Here is a 23,040-nt window from a genome sequence, read left to right as displayed (position 1 = left end):
AGCCCGCCCCATGAGGGGCCCTCACCAAGGCCGGGTGTTACGCCGCTTTCCGGGCGATGGCGGCGAGCGCTTCGCGCGGATCGATGCGGCCGTCATAGAGCGCACGCCCGGTGATCGCCCCGGCGAGCATGGCGCAATCGGGTTCGAGCAGGCGATGGACGTCGTCGATCGAGGCCAGGCCGCCAGACGCGATAACGGGGATCGTCACGGCCTGCGCGAGGGCGAGGGTCATCTCGATGTTCAGGCCCTTGAGAATGCCGTCGCGTGCGATGTCGGTGTAGATGATGGCGGCGACGCCCGCATCCTCGAACCGGCGCCCCAGTTCCTCGGCCGTGGTGCTGGAGGTCTTGGCCCAGCCTTCCACCGCCACGCGACCGTCCTTGGCATCGACGCCGACGGCGATCTTGCCCGGATACAGGCGGGCCGCTTCGCGTACGAAGGCCGGGTCGCGTACGGCGGCCGTGCCGATGATGACCCGGCTGACGCCCTTCTCGATCCAGGCTTCCACCGTACGCATTTCGCGAATCCCGCCGCCGAGCTGAACCGGAAGGTTGGTGCGGGCGAGGATGGCGTCCACCGCCGACGCATTCATCGGCGCGCCCGCGAAGGCCCCGTCGAGGTCGACAACGTGAAGCCAGGAGAAGCCCTGCTCCTCGAACACGCTCGCCTGCGCGGCCGGATCGTCGCTGAAGACGATGGCCTGCGCCATGTCACCCTGGACGAGGCGAACGCAACGCCCTTCCTTCAGATCGATCGCCGGAAACAGGATCACGGTGGATGTCGCTTTCTGAATGTCGATGAGCGGTGGGGCGTCTACGGACGCCAACGCAGGAAGTTCGCGATCAGCGCCAGACCGAGATGCTGGCTCTTCTCGGGGTGAAACTGGGTTCCGGCGACGTTGTCGCGCGCAACGAGGGCGGTGACCGGACCGCCATACTCGCTGTCGGCCACGACATCGCGCCGGTCGACCGGATCGAGGGCGTAGCTATGGACGAAATAGGCGTGCAACCCGTTCTCGCCCGTGGCGATGCCATCGAGAAGCGCATGCGGACGCTCGAGCCGAAGGGTGTTCCAACCCATATGGGGAACCTTCAGGTCGGGGTCGGACGGGCGGATCGGGCTGACATCGCCGGCGATCCAGCCGAGCCCCGGCGTGACCTCGTATTCGAGGCCCCGGCTGGCGAGGAGCTGCATGCCGACGCAGATCCCGAGAAATGGGCGGCCGCGTTCGTGGGCGGCATGCGTCATCGCCTCGACCATGCCCGAGACGGAATCGAGGCCCTTGCGGCAATCGGCATAGGCGCCGACGCCGGGCAGCACGACGCGGTCTGCGGACGACACCACGTCGGGATCGCTGGTGACGACGATGCGGGTCGCGCTCAGTCCCGCTTCCCGGGCGGCGCGCTCGAACGCCTTGGCGGCCGAATGCAGATTGCCCGATCCGTAATCGATGATGGCGACGGTCTCGGACATCACGAACGACGCGGCTCGGCGAAGGGGAACATGCCGATGGCCGTATCGACCGGTCGCGCCGATGCGGCGGGATAGGCGCTCGGACCCGGCCTGACCACGGGGGGAGCCGTCAGCCAGCGGTTCACAGCCTTCATCTCGGCCTCTTCGGCGGAATGGGCGACCACGGCGTCACGGGCGGGACGACCGCGCCTGGCATAGGTCCACCGGCGCAGGCTGGATGCCTCCATCCCCACTAGAAGGAGCAGGAGAATCGTTATGAGGAAGCCCGCGAAGGTGCCGAGCCCCAGGAAACGACCGGCAAAACCGGCTGCCACGAGGAGGGCCAGCACACCGAGACCGGCCAGCCAGAGTCGGTGAAAAAAGAACCAGAGCGGACCGAAGACGAAGGCCTGGAGCGAGAACCCGTCGGGGACCAGGATTGCCCGGTCGAGACCGTGAGATTCGCCCGCGACGGCATCCGACGGCAGATGAATGGTGTAGGTGCGCATGCGTCTGTCCGCCTCTTCCCGCCCGCGAAGGCCCTACAGAGAACCCTTCGTCGAGGGAATCCGACCGTCTTCGCGGGGATCGACCGCAACCGCTTTCCGCAAGGCACGGGCCAAGCCCTTGAAGCAGCTCTCCGCGATATGGTGCGCGTTGTCGCCGTACAAAGTCTCCACATGCAGGGTGATCCCTGCATTCATGGCGAAAGCTTGGAACCACTCACGCACCAGCTCGGTGTCGAACTGCCCGATCTTCTCCACCTTGAACGTGGTGCGGAACACGAGGAAGGGTCGCCCGGAAATGTCGATGGCGACCCGCGTCAGTGCCTCGTCCATGGGCATGTGGATATCGGCGTAGCGCGCAATTCCACGCTTGTCGCCCAACGCCCGCGCAAAGGCCTGCCCCAGAGCGATGCCGGTATCCTCGACGGTGTGGTGGTGGTCCACATGGAGATCGCCGGTGACCTTGGCCTCCACGTCGAACAGCCCGTGCCGGGCGAAGAGTTCGAGCATGTGGTCGAAGAAGCCGACTCCCGTCGAGATCGTCGATCGGCCGGTTCCATCGAGTCCGATGGACGCGCTGACGTCGGTCTCCGCCGTCCGGCGGCTGATGCTTGCGGAGCGCATCGCTGAGGGTTCGCTCATGGTTTGACCGTCACGGACAGGGCCGCCTTCAAGAGCATCGGCTCATGGGGGACATCGCCCACGAGCCTATGCCGAACGAGAACTCCGGACCGTCGATCCGGATCGCTATCGGGACCGACGCTCTAGAGGCAAATGCCTTCCTCTGGAAAGGCCTTACTGTCGAATGCTGCCGGGTTCAGGCGTCGAGTACGCGCCCCGCTACGGCGTCGAGCTTGGCCAGCAACTCCGGATCGCGGTGGGATGGTGCGGTCATGATCGCGCCGTCCAGGGCACGGTGCGAGCCCGCCGGGCATTCCTCGCGCTCGGCCGGGAAGTCGCGGGCGATCCGCGAGATCAGCCGGGCCGCCTTGTCGGCATTCGCGCGCGCGACCGCGACGACCGAGGCGACGTCGACATCGGCATGGCCCGGATGCCAGCAATCGAAATCCGTCACCATGGCGATGGTGGCGAAGGTGATCTCCGCCTCGCGGGCGAGCTTGGCCTCCGGCATGTTGGTCATGCCGATCACGTCGTAGCCCAGGCCCTTGTAGGTCCGGGATTCGGCGAAGGACGAGAATTGTGGGCCTTCCATGCAGACATAAGTCCCGCCGCGATGGACAGGCAGCTCCTCGGCAGCGGCGGCTGCCGCGATGCGCGCCTGAAGGGCCGGCCCTACCGGATGGGCGAAGGGCACATGCGCCACGCAGCCATTGCCGAAGAACGACGATTCCCGGCCGTGAGTCCGGTCGACGAACTGGTCGACGAGGACGAACAGGCCGGGATGAAGCTCGCTCTTGAACGAGCCGCAGGCCGAGACCGAGACGATGTCGGTGACGCCGGCGCGTTTCATCACATCGATATTGGCGCGGTAATTGATGCCGGAGGGAGAGAGGCGATGGCCCCGTCCGTGACGGGCAAGAAAGACCACCTTGGTCGCGCCGATCCGACCGATCCGCAGCGAATCGGAGGGTTCGCCCCAGGGCGAGACGACGGCTTCTTCACGGATGTCTTCGAGGCCTGGCAGATCGTAGACACCGGATCCGCCTATCACGCCGAGCACTGCTGCGGTCATGCCGAATCTCCTGTGGTCTTCATTGAGGGCGCGCCGGGCGTGCCCGCAGGGTGGAAACGAAAACGGGCCCGCCACAGCGAGCCCGTCGGTCGTGAACCGCCTTTAAGGGGCTCAGCTCGTCTTGTGAAGCTCCGGCTGCAGGCCGTGGACCTCGCCGCCCACATCCGCCCAGACCTTCTTCTTCACGTAGTAGAGAAGGCCCGACAGGATGAGCAGGAACAGGATCACACGGAAGCCGAGGGCCTTGCGGGCTTCCATATGCGGCTCGGCCGCCCAGGACATGAACGCCGCCACGTCGTGCGAATATTGCTCGACCGTTTCGGGAACGACGGGGTTGCCCTCTGCACCCTTGGCGTAGGTCACCTGGCCGTCGCTCAGGGGCTTCGCCATCGCGATGAGGTGGCCGGGATAATACTTGTTGTAGTTCGTACCCGCCGGGACATCCATTCCCTTCGGGGCGTCCTCGTAGCCGTTCAGGAGCGCGTGGATATAGTCCACGCCCTGTTCCGAATAGCCGATGAAGGGCATCGCATCGAAGATGAAATACGGGAACCCGCGCTCGTAGGTGCGAGCCTTGGCCAGCACCGAGAAATCGGGCGGGGCCTTGCCGCCATTGGCGGCCGCGGCCGCCTTATCGTTCGGGAAGGGCGACGGGAAGGCGTCGGCCGGGCGGCCGGGCCGCTCGAACATGTCACCCGCGTCGTTGGGGCCGTCCTTGATCTTGTACTCGGCTGCCAGAGCCTTGACCTGACCGGCCGTGAAGCCCGGCCCGCCCTTCTCGGCGAGGTTGCGGAACTTCACGAGGCTCATGCTGTGACAGTTCGAGCAGACCTCACGATAGACCTGGAAGCCGCGCTGCAGCTGGGCCTCGTCGAACTTGCCGAAGATTCCGGCGAAGCTCCACTTCTCCCGCGGCGGGTTGGGCGTGGAGTGACCGTCCTCGGCGCTGACCGAGGCCGAGCCGAAAAGGGTCGCGACGAGCGTGACGGCGAGGATGCGCGATGTGTTCATGCTTTTCACGATCCGCACCTCAACCCTTCGACGATGGTGCGGCGGCCGCACCGGCTGGCATGCCCGAACCGCCATATTGCGGATGAGGTCCGGTCACGCTTTCCAGGATCGATCCCGGCATCGCCTTCGGCGTTTCGAACAGCCCCACCAGCGGCATTACGATGAGGAAATGCGCGAAGTAGTAGGCGGTGCAGATCCGCGACGCGAGGACGTAGCCACCCTCGGGCGGCTTGGCGCCGAGCCAGCCGAGCACCACGCACACCGCCACGAACAGCCAGAAGAACTGGCGGTAGATCGGACGGTAGTTGGACGAGCGGACACGGGACGTATCGAGCCAAGGCGCGAAGGCGAGGATGATCACGGCGCTGAACATCAGGATGACGCCGCCGAGCTTGTCCGGAACCGCGCGAAGGATCGCGTAGAAGGGCAGGAAGTACCATTCCGGCACGATGTGGGCCGGCGTCACCGAGGCGTTGGCGGGAATGTAGTTGTCCGCGTGGCCGAGGTAGTTCGGCTGGTAGAAGATCCAGTAGGCGAAGAAGACGAAGAACACGACGGTGGCGAACACGTCCTTGATCGTCGCGTAGGGCGTGAAGGGCACCGCGTCCTTGCCGGTCTTGATCGGGATGCCGGTCGGGTTATTCTGGCCGGTCACGTGGAGCGCCCAGACGTGGAGAACCACGACGCCGAGGATCATGAAGGGCATCAGGTAGTGCAGCGAGAAGAACCGGTTGATCGTCGGGTTGCCGACGGAATAGCCGCCCCAGAGCAGGCTCTGGATGGTGTCGCCCACGACCGGGATCGCGGCCAGGATGTTGGTGATGACGGTGGCGCCCCAGAAGCTCATCTGGCCCCACGGCAGGGTGTAGCCGAGGAAGGCGGTGGCCATCATCAGGAGGTAGATGATCACGCCCAGGATGTAGAGCACCTCGCGCGGGGCCTTGTACGACCCGTAATAGAGCGCGCGGAAAATGTGGATGTAGACCGCCACGAAGAACATCGAGGCGCCGTTGGCGTGCATGTAGCGCAGCAGCCAACCGTAATTCACGTCGCGCATGATGTGCTCGACGGAGTTGAAGGCGTTGCCGGCCGAGGGGTCGTAATGCATCGCCAGCCAGATGCCGGTGACGATCTGCGCCATCAGCATCGCGATCAGGATCGCGCCGAAGGTCCAGAAATAGTTCAGGTTGCGTGGGACGGGGAACGAGACGAACGACGAATGGACCAGCCCGACGATGGGCAGCCGCGATTCGAACCACTTGGCGATCCGACTCTTGGGGACGTAGGTGGCGTGACCGCTCATGAGGTTACCCGCTTCGAAGTCTGTTTCGCTCAGGCCCGTCGCTGCCGGACCCCTCCCCTCATCGCTCGTAAGCGATGCTGCCGAAGTCAGGCGACGGCCTTGCCGCCGTCTTCGCCGATCCGGATCTTGGTGTCGTTCAGGAATGCGTAGGGCGGGATCGGCAGGTTGGTCGGTGCCGGTCCCCGGCGCACGCGCCCGGACGTGTCGTAGAGCGAGCCGTGGCAAGGGCACGACCAGCCTTCATACTGGCCCTGGTGGCCGATCGGCACGCAGCCGAGATGGGTGCAGTTGCCGTAGACCACGAGCCACTTGGCGTGGCCTTCCTTCACGCGGGCGGAATCGGGCTGCGGATCCATGAGCTCGCTGAGCTTCGTGTCCTCCGATTCCTTGATCTCCTTCTCGGAACGGTTGCGCACGAAGATCAGCTTGCCGCGCCAGAACACGTTGACGATCTGGCCTTCCTGGATCGGCGACAGGTCGACCTCGAGGGGCGCACCAGCGGCGATCACCTCCGCATCCGGGGCCATGGACGCCACGAAGGGCCAGGCCAGGGCACCGGCCCCCACGGCGAGACCGGCTCCGGTCGCCAGGAACAGGAAGTCGCGGCGGGACCCGTCGTGACCTGATGAGGGAGGGGTGTTCGCCAAGATCGACACTCCGGTACAGGATGGCTCCGGTTCGGCGACCCGCAAAGTGAGGGCGCCGCTTCCGTTCGCCGAGATTTAGAGGCGCTCGAAAGAAGCGCGTAGGGCAGACGCAGACACGATTGCACAAATCTGTGCAATGCGACCGGGCGTCACCCGAGACGAGCCTTCTGAGGCAGGTTTCTCTGGCACGCCAGATGCGAACCTGTCCAGAGTAGGCCCGTGACGGGAAACAGTATTCGTCACGAGCGCGAAATGACGCTGCCGCTAAGCCATAGCCAGCGCCGCACCAGCATCACGGCGACCACCGCCAGACCGGCGCAGAACCCCATCCAGATCCCCGATCCGCCGAAGCCCAGGCCCCAGGCGGCGAGGATGCCGGACGGGATCCCGACGATCCAGTAGCCGAACAGGGCGATGGCCATGGGCACGCGTGTATCCTGCATGCCGCGCAGGGCGCCGAGGGCGACCGATTGGATGCCGTCCGCCATGGCGAAGAGCGCGGCAAAGCCGATGAAGGTGACGGCGTAGGGGATGACGTCGACATTTCCCGGCGCGTCGAGGTCGAGAAAGAGGCCGATGAGCGGTCGCGGCAGCGTCACCTGGATGAGCGCGCATGCGCTCATGAAGCCGAAGCCGAGGAGGATCGCGATGGCGCCGGCCCGTCGTATGGCCATGCGGTCCCCGGCCCCGAAGGCCCGTCCGACCCTCACCGTCGCGGCTTGGCCGATACCGTTGGGCACCATGAAGCAGATCGCGGCGATCTGGATCGTCACCGCATGGGCCGCCAGCGGGGCCGTGCCGAACAGGCCCATGCCGAGGACGGCGGCCTCGAACAGGCTCGCCTCGGCCAGACCCGTCGCCGCCATGGGCAGGCCGAGGCGGAACATGGTGGCGAGGCGCTCAGCATGAGGGCGCCAGACCCCGAGAAAGAGCCGACGCTGGCGCAGGGACGGCGCCAGCATCATCACGCCGACGAGGGCGGCCAAGGACAGAAACGCGGCGAGCGTCGTGGCGAGGCCGACACCGACCATGCCGAGGCCGAGCAGCCCCGGCCCCTCGAAGGCGAGCCAGATCGCCAGGCCAACATTCACCGGCAGCGCCGCGATGCTGATGGCGAGGGGCCAGCCCGGTCGTTCCAGGGCGGACAGACTGGCGCGCAACGCCATGAAGGCGAGTGCCGGCCACATCGACCATTGCAGGGCGCGCATGTAGAGCCCGGCATCCTCCGCGAGCTTCGGTTGCTGCCCCATGGCGAGCAACAGCGACTCGGTGTGCCAGAGCGCCAGCATCACCGGGACGATCGCGATGGTGACGGCCCAGAGCCCGGCGCCGACGATACGGCGCACGTCGTGCTCGGCCGAATCACCCCGGCCGATGGCGCCCGCGATCAGGGGAGAGACCGCCGAGGCGAGGCCGATCCCGCAGATGAACAGGATGAAGTAGAGGCTCGTCGCCAGGGCGCCTGCCGCCAGCGGCTCCGCCCCGAGACGCCCGAGCAGAACCACATCGGCCGTGACCAGGCCGTGCTGAGCGAGATTGGTCAGGATTAGAGGCGCGGCGAGCACCAGCGTCGCCCGCAGTTCGGTGAGCCACGGACCGCGCGAGGGCCGCTGCCGCTCAGCTGCCCCAGCCGAAGCATCGAGGGCGATCATTCCGCCGCGTCCTCGTAGACGGTCGGCGAGACGTCACCGAGAAAGCCGCCGGACTGGCGCTCCCATAGGCGCGCATAGAGCCCGCCGGTGCGGATCAGCTCCGCATGGGTCCCCTCCTCCACGATGCGGCCGCCATCGATCACGATCAGCCGGTCGAGAGCGGCGATGGTGGACAGCCGGTGCGCGATGGCGAGCACCGTCTTGCCCTGCATGAGGGTGTCGAGACTGTCCTGGATCGCCGCCTCGACCTGGCTGTCGAGGGCGGATGTCGCTTCGTCGAGGATCAGGATCGGCGCGTTCTTCAGGATGACGCGCGCGATGGCGATGCGCTGGCGTTGGCCGCCGGAGAGCTTCACGCCCCGCTCGCCGACCTGGGCGTCGTAGCCTGTCCGGCCCCTGTTATCGACGAGACCGGCGATGAATCCGTCGGCCTCCGCGAGTTGCGCCGCCCGCTGGATCTCCTCCAGCGTCGCGTCCGGCCTGCCATAGGCGATGTTGTCACGGATCGAGCGGTGCAGGAGCGAGGTGTCCTGGGTGACCATGGCGATCGCCTCGCGCAAGGAATCCTGCGTGACGCCCGCGATGTCCTGACCGTCGATGAGGATCCGGCCGTTCTGGATGTCGTGCAGCCGAAGCAAGAGCGCGGTCAGGGTGGTCTTGCCCGCGCCGCTGACGCCAACGAGACCGACCTTCTCGCCCGGACGGATATGGAGGCTGAAATCCTGGATGACCGACGGCGTGCCGTCGCCGTAGCGGAAGCCGACCCTGTCGAAGCGGATGTCGCCCCCGTCGACCACGAGTGTCCGCGCGTTCGGCACATCCACGATCCCGTGCGGGCGCGAGATCGTCTGCATGCTTTCCTGGATCACGCCGACATTCTCGAAGATGCCGCGCACCGTCTGCATGACCCAGCCAGACATCGCCATCAGGCGCAGGACGAGGGCGAGACCCGCCGCCGCCTCGCCAGTGGTCATTCCACCGCTGCGCCAGAGCAGGAGACAGGCAGTCGCGGTTGCGACGATGAGCGCGCTGTTGAGGATGCCAAGCAGCGTCGTCGTGGTCGTCACGAGGCGGAACTGGTGGAGATGCGCCGTGGTGTGGACGTCGATGGCGTCGCGCACGGCCGCGCGTTCTTCCCGGTCGCGGGCGAAGAGCTTCACGGTGAGGATGTTGGTGTAGCTGTCGACGATCCGCCCGATGAGAATCGACCGCGTGTCGGCCGTCACGAGGGAGCGCGCTCGGGCACGGGGCACGAACCACCAGGTCAGCACCGAATAGGCCGCCACCCAGACGATGACCGGCAGGGCCATCCATAACGAGATGGAGCCGAACAGGCCCACCGCCGTCACCGCGTAGATCGCCACGTAAAGAAGCGTATCGATGAAGACCACGGCCAGTTCGCGCACGGCCGGTCCGACCTGCACGACCCGGTTGGCGAGCCGTCCGGCGAAATCGGCCTGGAAATACGAAAGCGAGTGGCCGAGCGTATAGAGATGCGTACGCCAGCGGACCTGGTTGGTCGCCTGCGGCACGAGCAGCTGGTTGGACATCACCTCGTGCAGCCAGATCGTGAAGGGACGAACCACGAGGAGCAGCATTGCCGCGAGGCCGAGCTTCCATCCGTGGTCCTGCAGGATCATGGCCCGGTCGGCATTGTTCAAGAGGTCGATGAACCAGCCCATGAGCAGGTAGAGCGATGCCTCAACCGTCCCGGCAGCCACTGCCACGAGGAACAGCATCACCAAGGCGGTCCGCATCGGCCTGAGATAGAAAGCGGCGAAGCCCGTCACCGTCTTGGGCGGCATCCGCCCGTCTTCGAAAGACGCGAACGGGTCGATGCGGCGCTCGAGCCAATCGAGAAACATAATCTGGTCCGGTGTTGGAGGCTTGCCTGAGGTAGTGGGCCTTGACGACGTGCCAACCGCGAGGCGATGCCGCAGACGCAATGCAGCCGCCCGGTCCGATGCTCCGTCTCGCTCTCTACCAGCCTGACATTCCCCAGAATACGGGGACGATCCTGCGGATGGCGGCGTGCCTCGACGTGGCCGTCGACATCATCGAGCCGGCAGGATTCGATGTGTCCGACCGGCACCTGCGCCGCTCAGGACTCGATTATCTCGACCATGTGGCGATCACGAGGCATCGCTCCTGGGCCGCCTTCTCGCAGTGGCGGGAAGAGACCGGAACACGGGTCGTCCTCGCCACCACCGCCGGCGCCCTTCCCTACACCGCCTTTGGCTTCCTCCCCGGTGACTGCATCCTGCTCGGACGGGAATCGGCGGGTGTCCCCGCATCCGTCCACGAGGCGGCCGATGCCAGGATCGTCATTCCCATCCGCGAGGGAATGCGCTCGCTCAACATCGCCGTGGCGGCGGCGATGATCCTCGGCGAGGGGCAGAGACAGATCGGGTCGAGCGCGTGACATAATTTTGAACGGTGTGCAGTTCAGCACTTGAACGCCGTTCAAATATCGTCGAGACCATGAGTGTGAACAGCGTTCAAACGCCGGAGGCACACCATGCTCAAGTTGTTTCGGCTCCTCGCCCGCAGCGCAGCCGCCCAGGCCGAGGAAGCGGTTATCGATCGCCACGCCTTGCTCATCCTCGATCAGCAGATCCGCGAGACGCGGGTCTCGTTGGAGCGCAGCCGGCTCGCCCTCGCCGCCGCAATGGCGGGTGACAAGGCGGAAGAACGGCGTTTCGCCGAGGTCGAAGCCCGCGCGGCGGATCTCGAAGAGCGTGCCCTGGCGGCGCTGACGGCGGGACGCGAAGAACTGGCGTCTGAGGCGGCTGAGGCCATCGCCGAGCTCGAAGCCGAACGGGACGCCATCGGTGAGGCGCGCCTGAGATTTGCCCGCGAAGTCGCCCGCATCCGCTCCGTCGTCGCCGACGCGACCCGTCGTCAGAGCGAGCTGGAGCGTGGACGCCGCATCGCCGCCGCGGCGGAGGCGGCACGACGCCTCGGCGTTCAGGCCAACCCGAGCGAGCGGGCGACACTCAAGGAAGCGGAGGCGACGTTGAGCCGGCTGCGCGCCCTCCAGACGGAGGCCGCCGACACGGAAGCGGCGCTCGCCGAGACCGAGCCCGGCCTCTCCATCGCGGAACGGCTCGAGCGCGAAGGCTTCGGCTCCAGCACCCGCCCGAGCGGCGGCGCCGTCCTCGACCGCCTGCGGCGCAAGGCTGAGGCGCGCAGGACGACCTGAACCCCTCGCCGCTGTCGATACACACGTCGCCCCACCCAATCGAGAGAAAGACCACGACCATGACCATCAACAACGAGACCACTCAGCATTCCGGCGCCTGGGTGACCTTCACCTACGCGTCCTTCATCGGCTCGGCGGCCATGGTCGGCCTCGGCATCCTGTTCATGCCCATGGATATCTGGATCAAGGGCTACCTCGCCATGGGCACGATCATGCTGGTCCAGTCCTGCATCACCGCCACCAAGACCATCCGCGACGTCCATGAGGGCCGCCGCATGGTCAACCGGATCGAGGATGCCAAGACCGAGCGCCTGCTCATGTCGGTGGGTAAAGATTGACCGGACCTCGATTGACGATGGGCGGGAGGGATGGGACATCCCTCCCCCATGACGATGTCCGAAACGACCCCGCCACCGCCCCCCGAGGCCGAACTCGCGCTCCTCAAGGATGAGGTGACCACATGGTTCGCGAGCCTGCGCGACCGGATCTTGGCGGAACTTGAAACGATCGAGGCGGAGGCCGTAGGGCCGTTCCATCCCGATGCTCCGGCCGAGGCCGGACGTTTCGTGAAGACGCTCTGGCAGCGCACGGACCATAGCGGCACGCCCGGCGGCGGCGGCACCATGTCGATGCTGCATGGGCGCGTGTTCGAGAAGGCCGGTGTCCACGTCTCGCAGGTCTTCGGCGAGTTCGCGCCGGAATTTCGCGCGCAGATGCCGGGCGCATCGGAAGACCCGCGCTTCTACGCCACGGGCATCTCGCTCATCGTCCATCCCTGGAACCCGCATGTTCCGACGGTTCACATGAACACCCGCTTCGTCTCCACGACGAAGACGTGGTTCGGCGGCGGGGCCGACCTGACCCCCGTCCTCGACCGGCGCCGGACGCAGGACGATCCGGATACGCTGCGGTTCCACGCGGCGATGAAGGCGGCGTGCGACGCCCATGCGCCGGCGGCGGATTACGACCGCTACAAGGCGTGGTGCGAGGAATACTTCTTCCTCAAGCACCGCAACGAGCCGCGCGGGATCGGCGGAATCTTCTACGACTACCACTGGACCGGCGATCCGAAGGCCGATCTCGCCTTCACCAAGGATGTCGGCCTCGCCTTCCTCGATGCCTATCCGGCGATCGTGCACGCGAACCTCTCGACGCCATGGACGGAGGAAGACCGGTTGGAGCAGCAGGTGCGGCGCGGGCGCTACGTGGAATTCAACCTGCTCTACGACCGGGGCACCATCTTCGGCCTGAAAACGGGCGGCAACGTTGCCTCGATCCTGTCCTCGCTGCCGCCCACCGTGCGCTGGCCGTGAGCGACGACCTTCCGACCCGGTTCGCGCCCCAGCAGGACGCGGCGCTCAAAGCCATCGCCGAGTGGCGCAAGGCCGGCGGTCCGCAGGTGTTCCGCCTGTTCGGCTATGCCGGCACCGGCAAGACCACCCTGGCGCGCCGGATCGCCGACGATGTCGAGGGCAATGTCGTCTTCGGCGCCTTCACGGGCAAGGCCGCCTCTGTGATGCGGTCGAAGGGCTGCCACGACGCCGCGACGATCCACAGCCTGATCTATCGCAGCAAGGAGACCGAGGAGGGAGGGCCGGCCTTCACCCTCAACCGCACCGGGCTGGTCTCGAAGGCGGAACTCGTCGTCATCGACGAGTGCTCCATGGTCGATTCGGATCTCGGCAACGACCTGCTCTCCTTCGACAGGCCGGTCCTGGTTCTCGGCGACCCCGCCCAATTGCCGCCCGTTCGCGGCGGCGGCTTCTTCACCGAGGCTGAGCCCGACGTGATGTTGACCGACGTCCACCGGCAGGCCGCCGACGACCCGATCGTGCGCATGGCGATGACGATCCGGGAGGGCGGCCGGCTCAGCATCGGCGAGTATGGCGAGAGCCGCGTCGTCTCGCGCCGCTCCCTCGACCCGTCGAGCGTGCTCGAATGCGATCAGGTCCTCGTCGGGATGAACAAGACGCGGCGGCTCTACAACAACCGCCTGCGGGAACTCGCGGGCCATACCGATCCGATGCCGGCGGTGGGCGAGAAACTGGTCTGCCTGCGTAACGACCGCACCAAGGGCCTGCTCAACGGCTCGACCTGGACGGTCCATGCCCTTCGCGCCGCGCCGCGCGCCGACACGATCCGCCTCGATGTCGTGCCCGACGACGACCCGGCCCTGCGCCGCCGGCCCATCGACATCAAGGTCCTGCGGGCGGTGATGTCGGGCTCCGAGGAGGAGATCCCGGCCTTCCTCAAGCGCGAGACCGACGAGTTCACCTATGGCTACGCCCTCACCGTCCATAAGGCGCAGGGCTCGCAATGGGACAATGTCGTGCTCTTCGACGAATCCTTCGCTTTCCGCGAGCACCGGGCCCGCTGGCTCTATACCGGGCTGACCCGTGCCGCCCGCGCCATCACCGTGGTTGTGTGAGCGAGGGCGATGCCGACTTGCCCGCGTCATCGTCCTCTGGGACAACGGCGAGAACGAAGGGGGAACTCACATGGTCTTGACGGGACGGTGCCGCTGCGGAGCGATCCATTACAGCGCCGAGGGCGAGCCGAGCCATAGCGCCCTGTGTCATTGCGCCGATTGCCGGCGCTCGTCCGGTGCTCCGGTGGTGGCCTTTGCCCTGTTCCCAGCCGAGCGGGTGACGATCTCGGGTCACCCGACCGATTACGAATCCTCGCCCGGCGTTATCCGGCAGTTCTGCGGCACCTGCGGCACGGGGCTGTTCTACCGTAACGAGGCGGTCTTTCCTGGCCAGATCGACATCCATACCGCGACCCTGGACGATCCCGAGGCGCTGCCGCCCCAGGTCAGGATTCAGATCGCCGAGGCCGCCTCGTGGTTCGCTCGGTTCGAGACCCTGCCGGCCTTCCAACGCTACCCGGAATAGCGCGGTTACGCTCCGGCGGAGGTTGGAGTCCGCGTTCTGAAAGACTACCTGACACCGGTCAGAACCAGACCGGAGTCAGCCTTGTCCCATTCCGCATCCGGCGGCCCGCCGCAAATGCACGCCACCACGATCCTGATGGTCCGCAAGGGCGGCAAGGTGGTCATCGGCGGCGACGGGCAGGTCAGCCTCGGCCAGACCATCGTGAAGGGCAATGCCCGCAAGGTGCGCCGCCTCGCCAAAGGCTCCGTCATCGGCGGGTTCGCCGGAGCGACGGCCGATGCCTTCACCCTGTTCGAGCGGCTCGAAGCCAAGCTCGATCAGTATCCCGGTCAACTGACCCGCGCCTGCGTCGAACTCACGAAGGATTGGCGCACCGACCGCTACCTGCGTCGTCTCGAAGCGATGATGTTGGTGGCAGACAAGGATGTCAGCCTGCTTCTGTCGGGCGCGGGCGACGTGCTCGAGCCGGAAGGCGGCGTCATGGCGATCGGCTCCGGGGGAAATTATGCCCTCGCCGCTGCCCGCGCCCTGGAAGATGGCGAGCACGATGCAGAGGCGATCGTCCGGCGAGCACTCGGGATCGCGGCGGAAATCTGCGTCTATACGAACGGCAATCTCGTCATCGAGCAGCTTGAGTTTTCTGCATCTTAGTGCCGGATTGCAGCTTCGATTAACGTAAACTTGCGGATGTTCCCCTAGCGCTATCGGCTGTCTTTCTCGGAAAGCTGGCCGACGGCGATGCGCATCAAAGCTAAAATTCTAGGTTTCGTCGGTCTCTGCTCGATGGTGACGCTCGTCGTCGCCACGATTAGCATCATGTCGCTCCAGACCTTCAACACTGCGCTCACGGATGCGAAACTCGCCTCCCAGCGGGCCCTCGATGCCGCGAACATGAACCGGCTCGTCACCAGCGTGGTGGTCGAGTCGCGCGGCATCTACGCGGCCAAGGATACGCAGGATGCCGAGAAATACGCGGCCCGGCTGAAGAAGAACCTCGAGGCGATGAACGTTCTCCTGACCGCATGGGCTCCGAAAGTGCCCGCGAGCGAGCGGGCGCTCTTCGAGAAGATCACCGCCGAAGCCGCCGGCTTCACTACTCTGCGTACGGAAACCGCACGTCTCGGCACGCAGGTTTCGCCGAAGGCCGCCGCCGAACAGGGCTTCAACGAGGCCAACCGCGCCAACCGTCAGGCTTTCCAGGACAGTATCGAGACGCTCGTGGCTCATAGCTCGGCCGAGGTCGAGGCTATCGACCGCTGGACGGACACGCTCTACGCCGAGCGCCTGAACCTGCTCCTGGCCTTGGCGATCGGCGGAACCCTGGGCAGTCTTCTCATCGGTGGCTTCGTCGGAGCGCGGGGGATCGCCCGGCCCCTGGCCGGCGTCTCCGCCGCGATCCGCCGCCTGTCCGAGGGTGATCTCACCCTTCCCGAGACGAAGGCCCGACGCGACGAGATCGGCGAGATCTGGACCAGCATGCGGGTCTTCTCGGCAACGATGAAAGAGGCGGCGGAGCTGCGGATCCAACAGAACGAGGCCGCCGGTATCGCGGGCCGACGTCGCCATGCCGAGATGGGCGCCCTGGCGGATCGCTTCCAGGGAAGCGTCGGCCAGATGGTGGGCACCCTGGCTGGCTCGGCCGCCGAGATGGAACTCACCGCCCGCACCATGGCCGCCACCGCCGACCAGACCAACCGGCAATCCACCGCCGTGATGAACGCGGCCAACGAGACCGCCATGAACGTTCAGGCCGTCGCGGCGGCGACCGAGGAACTCGCGGCGACGGCCAACGAGATCGGCGCACAGGTGTCCCAGACATCCGCCGCCGCCGCCGGCGCAGTGGAAAGTGCGCGCCGGACTTCGGAACGTGTCCGTGTCCTCGCCGACAGCGCGTCCCGCATCGGCGACGTGGTCGCCTTGATCTCCAACATCGCCAGCCAGACCAATCTGCTCGCCCTGAACGCCACCATCGAGGCGGCCCGCGCCGGTGAGGCCGGTCGCGGCTTCGCGGTGGTCGCAGCCGAGGTGAAAGGGCTCGCCGCCCAGACCGCGAAGGCGACGGACGAGATCACGGTTCAGATCGCCACGATCCAGGAGGCGACCCGCGACACGGTGGGCGCCATCGAGGAGATCGGCTCCACCATCGGCACCGTCCACACGATCGCGATGGGCGTCGCGGCGGCGGTGGAGCAGCAGCAGGTGGCCACGCAGGAGATCGCCCGGAGCGTCAACGATGCCGCGCGCGGAACCCAGGCCGTCACCGAAACGATCGCGGACGTGCAACTGGCCGCCGTTCAGACAGGGGCCGGCGCGTCTCAGGTTCTGGCCGCCGCCGAGCAATTGACGCAGCAATCCAACAGCCTGGGCAACGAGGTCGAGGATTTCGTCGGCGGCATCCGCGCAGCCTGACCGTCTTGCCCGACCATCTGGAAAGGGCGGGTGCCGACGCTTAGATCGGGGTCGTGCAAGACCACGTGCTTCTCCTGACCCACCGCAACGATCCCGCCGCAGGCTCGCCGCATCTGGCCGGGCCGGCGGCGTTCCTGCATGAATGGGCTGGCTCTTCCGACAGGTCGGCGTCTCGTCTCATCGCTCGCTTGTCCCGGTGCTCGCCCGCTGCAGGCCGCGTCGGGTATCATTCGCTGACGGATCGGCTCGGCGCCCTCCCCTCATCCCGGGCAGCTCAACTGCCGCATTCGACCGGAGCGTGATGACAACTTTTTCTCCCCGTGAAATCGTCTCGGAACTCGACCGGTTCATCGTCGGCCAGCATGACGCCAAGCGTGCGGTCGCCATTGCCTTGCGGAACCGCTGGCGCCGTCAGCAGCTCGTGGGGCCATTGCGCGAGGAAGTCGCGCCGAAGAACATCCTGATGATCGGCCCCACCGGCTGCGGCAAGACCGAGATCGCCCGTCGACTGGCCAAGCTCGCCGGAGCGCCGTTCCTGAAGATCGAGGCGACGAAATTCACCGAGGTCGGCTATGTCGGCCGCGACGTCGAGCAGATCGTGCGCGACCTCGTGGAGGTCGGCATCGGCCTCAAGCGCGAGGAGAAGCGCCGTTCGGTCAAGGCGAAGGCCGAGGCAGCGGCGGAATCGCGCATCCTCGATGCCTTGGTCGGACCGACATCGGGCCAGGCCACCCGCGAGAGCTTCCGCAAGAAGCTGCGGAACAGCGAGCTCGACGACAAGGAGGTCGAGATCGAATTGTCGGGCGGATCGCCCACCGGTCTGCCGATGTTCGAGATTCCCGGAATGCCCGGAGCCTCCATGGGGGCGGTCAATATCGGCGACATGCTCGGCAAGGCGCTCGGCGGCCAGAAGGGCAAGCCGAGGCGCATGACCGTGCGCGAGGCTTACGCGCCCCTGCTCGCCGAGGAATCCGACAAGTTGGTCGATTCGGAATCGGTGACTCAGGAGGCGATCCGCGAGGTCGAGAACAACGGCATCGTGTTCCTCGACGAGATCGACAAGATCTGCGCGAAGGAAGGTCGTTCGTCGGCCGATGTCTCGCGGGAAGGCGTACAGCGCGACCTGCTGCCCCTGATCGAGGGAACCACGGTGGCGACGAAGCACGGTCCGGTGAAGACCGACCACGTGCTGTTCATCGCCAGCGGCGCTTTCCACGTCTCTAAGCCGTCCGATCTTCTGCCCGAGCTACAGGGGCGCCTGCCGATCCGCGTCGAGCTGCAGCCTCTCACGGTGGAAGATTTCAAGCAGATCCTCACCACCACGGAGGCGAGCCTGCTGAAGCAGACCGTGGCGCTGATGGCGACGGAAGGCGTGACCCTGGATTTCACCGACGATGCCGTGGACGCCCTGGCACGGGTCGCCGTGGAGGTGAACAACTCGGTGGAGAATATCGGTGCGCGCCGGCTCCAGACTGTGCTGGAACGGGTGATCGACGACATCTCCTTTACCGCCACCGACCGGTCCGGGGAGACCGTGGCGATCGACGCCGCCTATGTCCGCGAGCGTGTCGAAAGCCTCGCCGCGAACGCCGATCTCAGCCGGTTCATCCTGTAGCCCTCGTCCCGGCGAGGATTCAGGCCGCGACGGCCGTGAGGAAGCGTCCGATCTCGGCTTCGAGATCGGCCGCCACGTTTTCTACCTGGACGGCGCTGCCCTGGACACCTTCGGCCATCGTGGCTGTGCTGCGGGCTGCCCCCGTGACGGTGCCGAGATCGCGTGCGATCTCCACTGAGGTGGCGGCGGTGTTCCCGGCATTGCGTGAGATCTCGCCGGTCGCCGCGCCTTGTGCGGCGACGGCTGTCGCGAGCTCGGTGGTCATCGCGCTGATCGCACCCATCCGATCCGTCACGCGACCGATGGCATGGGCGGCCTGATCCGTCGAAGTCTGGACGGATGCGACCTGACTGGCGATCTCGTCCGTCGCCTTCGCGGTCTGGCTCGCCAGGGCTTTCACCTCCGCCGCCACGACCGCGAAACCACGGCCGGATTCGCCGGCCCGCGCGGCCTCGATCGTGGCGTTCAGGGCCAGGAGGTTGGTCTGTTCCGCGATGGCCCGGATGAGACCCACGACGGTGCCGATGCGTTGCGCGGTGTCGGCGAGCTGCCCCATCTGCTGATTGGTGGCGGACGCCTCGCTAAAGGCTGTGTCGATCTCGGCCTTGGCGACATCGAGGCGGGCGCCGATCTCAACGATCGAAGCGGAGAGTTCCTCGGCGGCGCTTGCGACGGTCTGCACGTTGGCGGAAGCCTCGCGCGAGCCGGCCGAGGCGCCTTCCACCGCACGGGTGGCGTCCGAAGACGCGTCCGACATGGCGGCGGCGCGGGCGCGAAGCTCGCCCGTCTGCGCGCCGACCAGGCGGACAGATTTTGCGACCTGGGCTCGGAAACGGGCGATCTCCGCATCGATGACCGCACGGCGCTCTTCAATGTCTTTGGCACTTGCCATCCGCTCGGCTTGCAGTTCACGCGCCTTCAGGCTGGTTTCGCGCAAAGCCTCGAGCGCACGGGCCACGGCACCGACTTCGTCCCGTGCGTCGCGATAGGGAATCGCACCCTCAAGATCCCCCGCCACCAGGTGAGAGGTCCGCTCCGCGAGCACGCGAATGGGACGAAACATGCGGAACGCTGCAAAGCCCAGGACGAGACAGGCCAGAACGGCCACGGACAGGATCGTCCAGCGCAGGGTCGAGAGGGTCTGCGCCTGGACGGCGTCATAGGTTTCGAGGGGTACGCCCACGAACAGGATGCCGTTGATCCCACCCTTCGCATCCTGCATCGGTTGATAGACTGTGAGATACCGGCGGCCGAAAAGAGTTGCAGGCCCGAAATATGCCTTGCCGCTTCGAATGAGTGAGTGCGCCGGGTGATCGGCGGCGAGGGCGGTGCCCACGGCTCGTTCGCCATTCTCCTTCTTCACCGTCGTGACGCGCCGCACGAAACGGTCGCCCGCGGGGTCGTAGGTGAAAACCGTAGCGGTTCCCCCGACATAGGCGACGGTGCGGTCGACGATGGATTGATCGCTTAATGCGCCGAGGTCCGGCGATCTGGCCAAGGTTACCCGATCCCCATCGAAATCGATCTCCGCCCCGGGGACCGCATCTCGGTACACCAAACTCAGCGTTCGCAGATGACGGTTCCCATCCGCAGCCTGCTTTTCCTTGAGTTGATGATCGATCTCCCAGTTAGTGACCATGAGAAGTGTCATGGAGACTAGAATTATCATTGCCGCCGTGAGGAGGATCACTTTTCCGGTCAATGATCGAATGTACACCATCATGCCGTAATCCAAATATAGAAATATGATCGAGGCTTGAATTGAAGCACAATAAGTTTATCGGCCTATTAATGCTTTCTATTGATTTGATAAAGGAGCGTAATTTTAAATCTATAATTATATTTCTTCTATATACTCGGTCCATGGCAGATAAGGATATGAGTTGCGCTACTAAAAGGTGCCCGTCTGGAACTGCCGGGCGCCGAACCGCTATCCGTTTCACCGGGTTTCCCAGACTTGTCCCGGACGCAGGGCGACGAACCGCTCCGGCGGAATTCCGCCCGCCGCGCATGCCACCGACAAAGCCTCCGCCGGCTGTTCGATGCCCTCATCGGTGAGGCGGAACGTGCCCCAATGGTGCCCGAGTACCTGGTCCGCCCCGAGCAACCCGGCCGCGACGACGGCGTCGGCCGGGTTCATGTGCTGGGCTTTCATGAACCACCGTGGCTCGTAAGCCCCGATCGGCAGGGTCGCTAGGCGGGGAGGACCGAAGCGCTCGCGGGCATCGCGGAAGATCGCGCCATCGGCGAGACCGGTATCACCGGAATGGTAGACGACACCGGATGGGCTGGTCAGGACGTAGGAGCACCACAGCGCCATGCGCTTGTCGTTCAGCCCTCGCGCCGACCAGTGGTTGGCCGGTGTCATATGCACGGTCAGGTCGCCGCCGAGATCGATGGACTGACCCCAATCACGCGTCTCCACATGCATCGTATCGTCGTAGGACCGAAGGATGCTGTCATTGCCCAGGGGCGCGACGATCAGGGGCTGATAGCTTTGCCAGAGCCGCGCCACGGTCGGCCCATCGAGATGGTCGTAATGGTTGTGAGTGATGAGCACGACGTCGATGGGCGGAAGCGCGTCGAAGGCGATGCCCGGAGGATTGACCCGCTTCGGACCCGCCAGGGAAAACGGGCTGGCGCGGGGGGCGAAAACCGGATCGACGAGGATGTTACGGCGCGCGACCTGGAACAGGTAGCTCGCATGCCCGATGAAGGAGACGCGCAACCCGTCGACGCGCTCGGGCGGCGTATCGCTGAAGGGGCTCGGAAACGACGTCGGCCAAGCGATGCCGGCCCGCTCCCGCTTCCAGCGCAGGATGTCGCCCAGCACCTTGTCAGGCGCCTGATCGACGCCGTGGAATTGAAGCCCGTCGAAATTATCGGTGACGGGGCCGTTGTAATAGGGGTTTCGGCCCTTGCTGCGCCGGTGCGCCGCGTAGCCGACGCCGCCTAGCGTCATGACGGTGACCGCGGACAGGGTCGCGAGAAGGCTTTGCCGTTTCATCGTTCCGAGATGGCGGTGGCCGCCGGGCAATCAAGACGCGTGCGTCAGGCTTCGCACTCCTTCGGCATCACGGCGACCAGTTCACCGGCGAGCGCGCGGATCTTGCGATGAGCCTCGAGCTCGACCTCCTCGCGGGTCTTGTTCTCGGTGGGAATGGCGACCACGCCGGTGATCCGCCCATGCGCGCCGATGAGCGTGAAATTGAATCGTCCCATGCGGCTGCGGCGAACGACGTAATGCGGCAACGGTTCCGTCCCTTCCAGAAGGCATCGGCCTGAAAGGAGCAGCTACGGGGCGGAGAGCCGAAAAGTTTCAGGACCGCCAGCGCAATTCCTGCTGAACCAGCGGGTTGCGGAAGGGCCGCGTCTCGCGCGCCGCCTGAAGGGCTTCCCGCTTGAGACGGAAGTACCATTGCGACGGTAGATCGCTCTGGCCGAACAGCACCATGGTCGGCTTCCGGTCGAGGCCGGCCTGGGCGTGCTGGAGCACCTGCTGGTCCTGCGTCAGGAACTGCCGCATGAGCGGCCGCGCAAGCGGCTTCAGCAGGTTGAGGAGCGGCATGTTCCAATAGAGGGCGTTCGTCAGCAGGGTGCGATTGTGCGTGAGCGGCGTCGCGAAGGTGTAGTTGGCCACCCGCTTGGCTCCGGCCTCGATCCGCTCCAGCCGCACGCCCGGCAGGCGAAACTCGATCTCGACCTCGGGTACACCGCCCAGCAACTTGTAGACCGGCGAACTCGTCGTCGTGGAATGGCTCGACATGGTGAAGCCGTGCGGCGTCGGCGTGAACGTCTTCACCTTCTCCCGTAATTCCTTCGACGGCCGGAACCACCAGGAATCGTGGACGAAGGCCACGTGGCCGGGGTCGACGAGGCTCAATGTGGTGAGGTCGAACGAGGCCTCGACCACGAGTTCGACCACGAGGGAGCCCGCCGCCTCGAAGCCGAGCTCCGGCAGGGGCGGCAGGTCACCGCCCGGCGCACCCAGGAAGGGATTCACCCAGACGAAGCCGGCGCTCTCGCGAATGGGGAAGCGCTGCACCGTGATCCGCGTGAAATCTGCCGCATCGGCGGAGGAGAGGGTCGGTACGTCGCGGCAGCGTCCATCCATGCCGAAGCGCCAGCCATGGAACGGGCAGGTCACAGCTTCGCCGTCGAAACGTCCCTTCGACAGGGCCATGCCCCGGTGCGGGCAGCGGTCCCGCATGGCGAAGGCGGCTCCAGCCCTGTCGCGGCCGAGCACGATCTGCTCGCCGTTGAGTTCGACCGCCCGCAAGGTCCCGGCTTTCAGCGTGTCGGAGCGGCCGACGCAGTAGAAGGCGTCGGGCAGCGGCTGGCGCATGGCGTCCGGGTCGAGGGCCGCGTCGTCGGTCGCCGAATGCGTCGCCGTATCGGCCTTTGCCTGGGTCGGCAGGGATGAGAGCATGACGGGCTGCGATTGTCCTGTATCGGTCTCGCCTCCGGCGACGCCCGATCCGTTCGGATATCGGCCGATGCGTGGCGAAGAGCGCCCCGTCTTACGCTTCGGTGGCGGCGGTGACCATAAGCGGCGGTGACCATGAGCGGGAAGGACCGGCCGCGTTCGGACACCCGCATGCTCGGCTCCGCGCAGCGCCCTTTTTCGCGCGTCTTCGGTGCCCCCCAGCGGCGAGG

At 66.0% G+C, this 23,040-nt stretch carries 23 protein-coding genes; 9 read left to right on the top strand and 14 right to left on the bottom strand.

Annotated features, from left to right (window positions below):
- Window positions 1-37: 37 nt before the first annotated feature.
- The 10 genes from hisA to AC0IXR_RS06080 all read right to left on the bottom strand — a co-directional run bounded on the left by hisA (window position 38) and on the right by AC0IXR_RS06080 (window position 10,129).
- The gene (hisA, locus tag AC0IXR_RS06125; RefSeq protein WP_056430488.1) at window positions 38-772 is read right to left on the bottom strand and encodes a 1-(5-phosphoribosyl)-5-[(5-phosphoribosylamino)methylideneamino]imidazole-4-carboxamide isomerase; all 735 of its coding nucleotides are present in this window, start codon (window positions 770-772) and stop codon (window positions 38-40) included.
- 41 nt (window positions 773-813) lie between these two features.
- Window positions 814-1,473, bottom strand: a complete 660-nt coding sequence (hisH, locus tag AC0IXR_RS06120; RefSeq protein ID WP_311275388.1) for an imidazole glycerol phosphate synthase subunit HisH — start codon at window positions 1,471-1,473, stop codon at window positions 814-816.
- Window positions 1,473-1,961, bottom strand: a complete 489-nt coding sequence (locus AC0IXR_RS06115; RefSeq protein WP_471760074.1) for a DUF2628 domain-containing protein — start codon at window positions 1,959-1,961, stop codon at window positions 1,473-1,475. Before AC0IXR_RS06115 ends, hisH begins: the two co-directional genes overlap by 1 nt.
- A 33-nt stretch (window positions 1,962-1,994) precedes the next feature.
- Window positions 1,995-2,582, bottom strand: coding sequence for an imidazoleglycerol-phosphate dehydratase HisB (gene hisB, locus AC0IXR_RS06110; RefSeq protein WP_471760256.1), 588 nt, complete (start codon window positions 2,580-2,582; stop codon window positions 1,995-1,997).
- A gap of 193 nt (window positions 2,583-2,775) precedes the next feature.
- Window positions 2,776-3,651, bottom strand: a complete 876-nt coding sequence (locus tag AC0IXR_RS06105; protein ID WP_207413598.1) for an S-methyl-5'-thioadenosine phosphorylase — start codon at window positions 3,649-3,651, stop codon at window positions 2,776-2,778.
- Window positions 3,652-3,762: 111 nt separating this feature from the next.
- Window positions 3,763-4,662 carry a cytochrome c1 gene (locus AC0IXR_RS06100; RefSeq protein WP_471760073.1) on the bottom strand — a complete coding sequence of 300 codons (900 nt, stop codon included), beginning with the start codon at window positions 4,660-4,662 and terminating at the stop codon, window positions 3,763-3,765.
- Window positions 4,663-4,681: 19 nt separating this feature from the next.
- The gene (locus tag AC0IXR_RS06095) at window positions 4,682-5,965 is read right to left on the bottom strand and encodes a cytochrome b (protein WP_056429863.1); all 1,284 of its coding nucleotides are present in this window, start codon (window positions 5,963-5,965) and stop codon (window positions 4,682-4,684) included.
- 86 nt (window positions 5,966-6,051) lie between these two features.
- On the bottom strand, window positions 6,052-6,612 hold the full coding sequence (gene petA, locus AC0IXR_RS06090) for a ubiquinol-cytochrome c reductase iron-sulfur subunit (RefSeq protein WP_056430481.1): 561 nt from the start codon (window positions 6,610-6,612) through the stop codon (window positions 6,052-6,054).
- A gap of 239 nt (window positions 6,613-6,851) precedes the next feature.
- Entirely contained in the window at window positions 6,852-8,264 is a 1,413-nt protein-coding gene (locus AC0IXR_RS06085) for an MATE family efflux transporter (protein ID WP_471760072.1), read from the bottom strand.
- The gene (locus AC0IXR_RS06080) at window positions 8,261-10,129 is read right to left on the bottom strand and encodes an ABC transporter ATP-binding protein (RefSeq protein WP_471760071.1); all 1,869 of its coding nucleotides are present in this window, start codon (window positions 10,127-10,129) and stop codon (window positions 8,261-8,263) included. Before AC0IXR_RS06080 ends, AC0IXR_RS06085 begins: the two co-directional genes overlap by 4 nt.
- Before the next feature lie 98 nt (window positions 10,130-10,227).
- Here AC0IXR_RS06080 and AC0IXR_RS06075 point away from each other — a divergent pair, with 98 nt between their 5' ends.
- The 9 genes from AC0IXR_RS06075 (at window position 10,228) to hslU (ending at window position 18,384) form a co-directional block, all read left to right on the top strand.
- Complete coding sequence (locus tag AC0IXR_RS06075; protein WP_471760070.1) at window positions 10,228-10,686, top strand: tRNA (cytidine(34)-2'-O)-methyltransferase; 459 nt, start codon at window positions 10,228-10,230, stop codon at window positions 10,684-10,686.
- A gap of 96 nt (window positions 10,687-10,782) precedes the next feature.
- Window positions 10,783-11,466, top strand: coding sequence for a PspA/IM30 family protein (locus tag AC0IXR_RS06070; RefSeq protein ID WP_471760069.1), 684 nt, complete (start codon window positions 10,783-10,785; stop codon window positions 11,464-11,466).
- A gap of 59 nt (window positions 11,467-11,525) precedes the next feature.
- A complete protein-coding gene (locus tag AC0IXR_RS06065) occupies window positions 11,526-11,804 on the top strand; it encodes a YiaA/YiaB family inner membrane protein (protein WP_056255675.1) in 279 nt (92 codons plus the stop codon).
- Window positions 11,805-11,852: 48 nt separating this feature from the next.
- On the top strand, window positions 11,853-12,779 hold the full coding sequence (gene hemF, locus AC0IXR_RS06060; RefSeq protein ID WP_471760068.1) for an oxygen-dependent coproporphyrinogen oxidase: 927 nt from the start codon (window positions 11,853-11,855) through the stop codon (window positions 12,777-12,779).
- Window positions 12,776-13,894 (top strand): ATP-dependent DNA helicase, encoded by a 1,119-nt coding sequence (locus AC0IXR_RS06055; protein ID WP_471760066.1) that lies wholly within the window; start codon window positions 12,776-12,778, stop codon window positions 13,892-13,894. Before hemF ends, AC0IXR_RS06055 begins: the two co-directional genes overlap by 4 nt.
- A gap of 70 nt (window positions 13,895-13,964) precedes the next feature.
- Window positions 13,965-14,360, top strand: coding sequence for a GFA family protein (locus AC0IXR_RS06050; RefSeq protein ID WP_207413589.1), 396 nt, complete (start codon window positions 13,965-13,967; stop codon window positions 14,358-14,360).
- Window positions 14,361-14,474: 114 nt separating this feature from the next.
- Complete coding sequence (gene hslV, locus AC0IXR_RS06045) at window positions 14,475-15,011, top strand: ATP-dependent protease subunit HslV (protein ID WP_056429836.1); 537 nt, start codon at window positions 14,475-14,477, stop codon at window positions 15,009-15,011.
- Between the two features lie 87 nt (window positions 15,012-15,098).
- Window positions 15,099-16,769 carry a methyl-accepting chemotaxis protein gene (locus tag AC0IXR_RS06040; protein WP_471760065.1) on the top strand — a complete coding sequence of 557 codons (1,671 nt, stop codon included), beginning with the start codon at window positions 15,099-15,101 and terminating at the stop codon, window positions 16,767-16,769.
- A 301-nt stretch (window positions 16,770-17,070) separates the two neighbouring features.
- Entirely contained in the window at window positions 17,071-18,384 is a 1,314-nt protein-coding gene (gene hslU / locus AC0IXR_RS06035; protein WP_471760064.1) for an ATP-dependent protease ATPase subunit HslU, read from the top strand.
- A 19-nt stretch (window positions 18,385-18,403) separates the two neighbouring features.
- On the opposite strand, the gene AC0IXR_RS06030 is transcribed toward hslU, so the two are convergent.
- The 4 genes from AC0IXR_RS06030 to AC0IXR_RS06015 all read right to left on the bottom strand — a co-directional run bounded on the left by AC0IXR_RS06030 (window position 18,404) and on the right by AC0IXR_RS06015 (window position 22,813).
- Window positions 18,404-19,882, bottom strand: a complete 1,479-nt coding sequence (locus AC0IXR_RS06030; RefSeq protein WP_471760063.1) for a methyl-accepting chemotaxis protein — start codon at window positions 19,880-19,882, stop codon at window positions 18,404-18,406.
- A 441-nt stretch (window positions 19,883-20,323) separates the two neighbouring features.
- Window positions 20,324-21,391 (bottom strand): MBL fold metallo-hydrolase, encoded by a 1,068-nt coding sequence (locus AC0IXR_RS06025; RefSeq protein ID WP_471760062.1) that lies wholly within the window; start codon window positions 21,389-21,391, stop codon window positions 20,324-20,326.
- Window positions 21,392-21,435: 44 nt separating this feature from the next.
- A complete protein-coding gene (locus AC0IXR_RS06020; RefSeq protein ID WP_471760061.1) occupies window positions 21,436-21,606 on the bottom strand; it encodes a hypothetical protein in 171 nt (56 codons plus the stop codon).
- A gap of 97 nt (window positions 21,607-21,703) precedes the next feature.
- Complete coding sequence (locus tag AC0IXR_RS06015) at window positions 21,704-22,813, bottom strand: aromatic ring-hydroxylating oxygenase subunit alpha (RefSeq protein WP_471760060.1); 1,110 nt, start codon at window positions 22,811-22,813, stop codon at window positions 21,704-21,706.
- Between the last annotated feature and the right edge of the window lie 227 nt (window positions 22,814-23,040).

Source organism: Methylobacterium sp. AC832 (genome assembly GCF_979256025.1).
This window is presented reverse-complemented; position numbering and strand designations above follow the sequence as displayed.

What these genes read in the sequence shown, in the direction of transcription:
- hisH (WP_311275388.1), bottom strand. Translation starts at nt 1,473, where the DNA reads ATGTCCGAGACCGTCGCCATCATCGATTACGGATCGGGCAATCTGCAT.
- AC0IXR_RS06115 (WP_471760074.1), bottom strand. Translation starts at nt 1,961, where the DNA reads ATGCGCACCTACACCATTCATCTGCCGTCGGATGCCGTCGCGGGCGAA.
- hisB (WP_471760256.1), bottom strand. Translation starts at nt 2,582, where the DNA reads ATGCGCTCCGCAAGCATCAGCCGCCGGACGGCGGAGACCGACGTCAGC.
- AC0IXR_RS06105 (WP_207413598.1), bottom strand. Translation starts at nt 3,651, where the DNA reads ATGACCGCAGCAGTGCTCGGCGTGATAGGCGGATCCGGTGTCTACGAT.
- AC0IXR_RS06100 (WP_471760073.1), bottom strand. Translation starts at nt 4,662, where the DNA reads ATGAACACATCGCGCATCCTCGCCGTCACGCTCGTCGCGACCCTTTTC.
- AC0IXR_RS06095 (WP_056429863.1), bottom strand. Translation starts at nt 5,965, where the DNA reads ATGAGCGGTCACGCCACCTACGTCCCCAAGAGTCGGATCGCCAAGTGG.
- AC0IXR_RS06085 (WP_471760072.1), bottom strand. Translation starts at nt 8,264, where the DNA reads ATGATCGCCCTCGATGCTTCGGCTGGGGCAGCTGAGCGGCAGCGGCCC.
- AC0IXR_RS06080 (WP_471760071.1), bottom strand. Translation starts at nt 10,129, where the DNA reads ATGTTTCTCGATTGGCTCGAGCGCCGCATCGACCCGTTCGCGTCTTTC.
- AC0IXR_RS06075 (WP_471760070.1), top strand. Translation starts at nt 10,228, where the DNA reads ATGCTCCGTCTCGCTCTCTACCAGCCTGACATTCCCCAGAATACGGGG.
- AC0IXR_RS06070 (WP_471760069.1), top strand. Translation starts at nt 10,783, where the DNA reads ATGCTCAAGTTGTTTCGGCTCCTCGCCCGCAGCGCAGCCGCCCAGGCC.
- AC0IXR_RS06065 (WP_056255675.1), top strand. Translation starts at nt 11,526, where the DNA reads ATGACCATCAACAACGAGACCACTCAGCATTCCGGCGCCTGGGTGACC.
- hemF (WP_471760068.1), top strand. Translation starts at nt 11,853, where the DNA reads ATGACGATGTCCGAAACGACCCCGCCACCGCCCCCCGAGGCCGAACTC.
- AC0IXR_RS06050 (WP_207413589.1), top strand. Translation starts at nt 13,965, where the DNA reads ATGGTCTTGACGGGACGGTGCCGCTGCGGAGCGATCCATTACAGCGCC.
- hslV (WP_056429836.1), top strand. Translation starts at nt 14,475, where the DNA reads ATGCACGCCACCACGATCCTGATGGTCCGCAAGGGCGGCAAGGTGGTC.
- AC0IXR_RS06040 (WP_471760065.1), top strand. Translation starts at nt 15,099, where the DNA reads ATGCGCATCAAAGCTAAAATTCTAGGTTTCGTCGGTCTCTGCTCGATG.
- hslU (WP_471760064.1), top strand. Translation starts at nt 17,071, where the DNA reads ATGACAACTTTTTCTCCCCGTGAAATCGTCTCGGAACTCGACCGGTTC.
- AC0IXR_RS06025 (WP_471760062.1), bottom strand. Translation starts at nt 21,391, where the DNA reads ATGAAACGGCAAAGCCTTCTCGCGACCCTGTCCGCGGTCACCGTCATG.
- AC0IXR_RS06020 (WP_471760061.1), bottom strand. Translation starts at nt 21,606, where the DNA reads ATGGGACGATTCAATTTCACGCTCATCGGCGCGCATGGGCGGATCACC.
- AC0IXR_RS06015 (WP_471760060.1), bottom strand. Translation starts at nt 22,813, where the DNA reads ATGCTCTCATCCCTGCCGACCCAGGCAAAGGCCGATACGGCGACGCAT.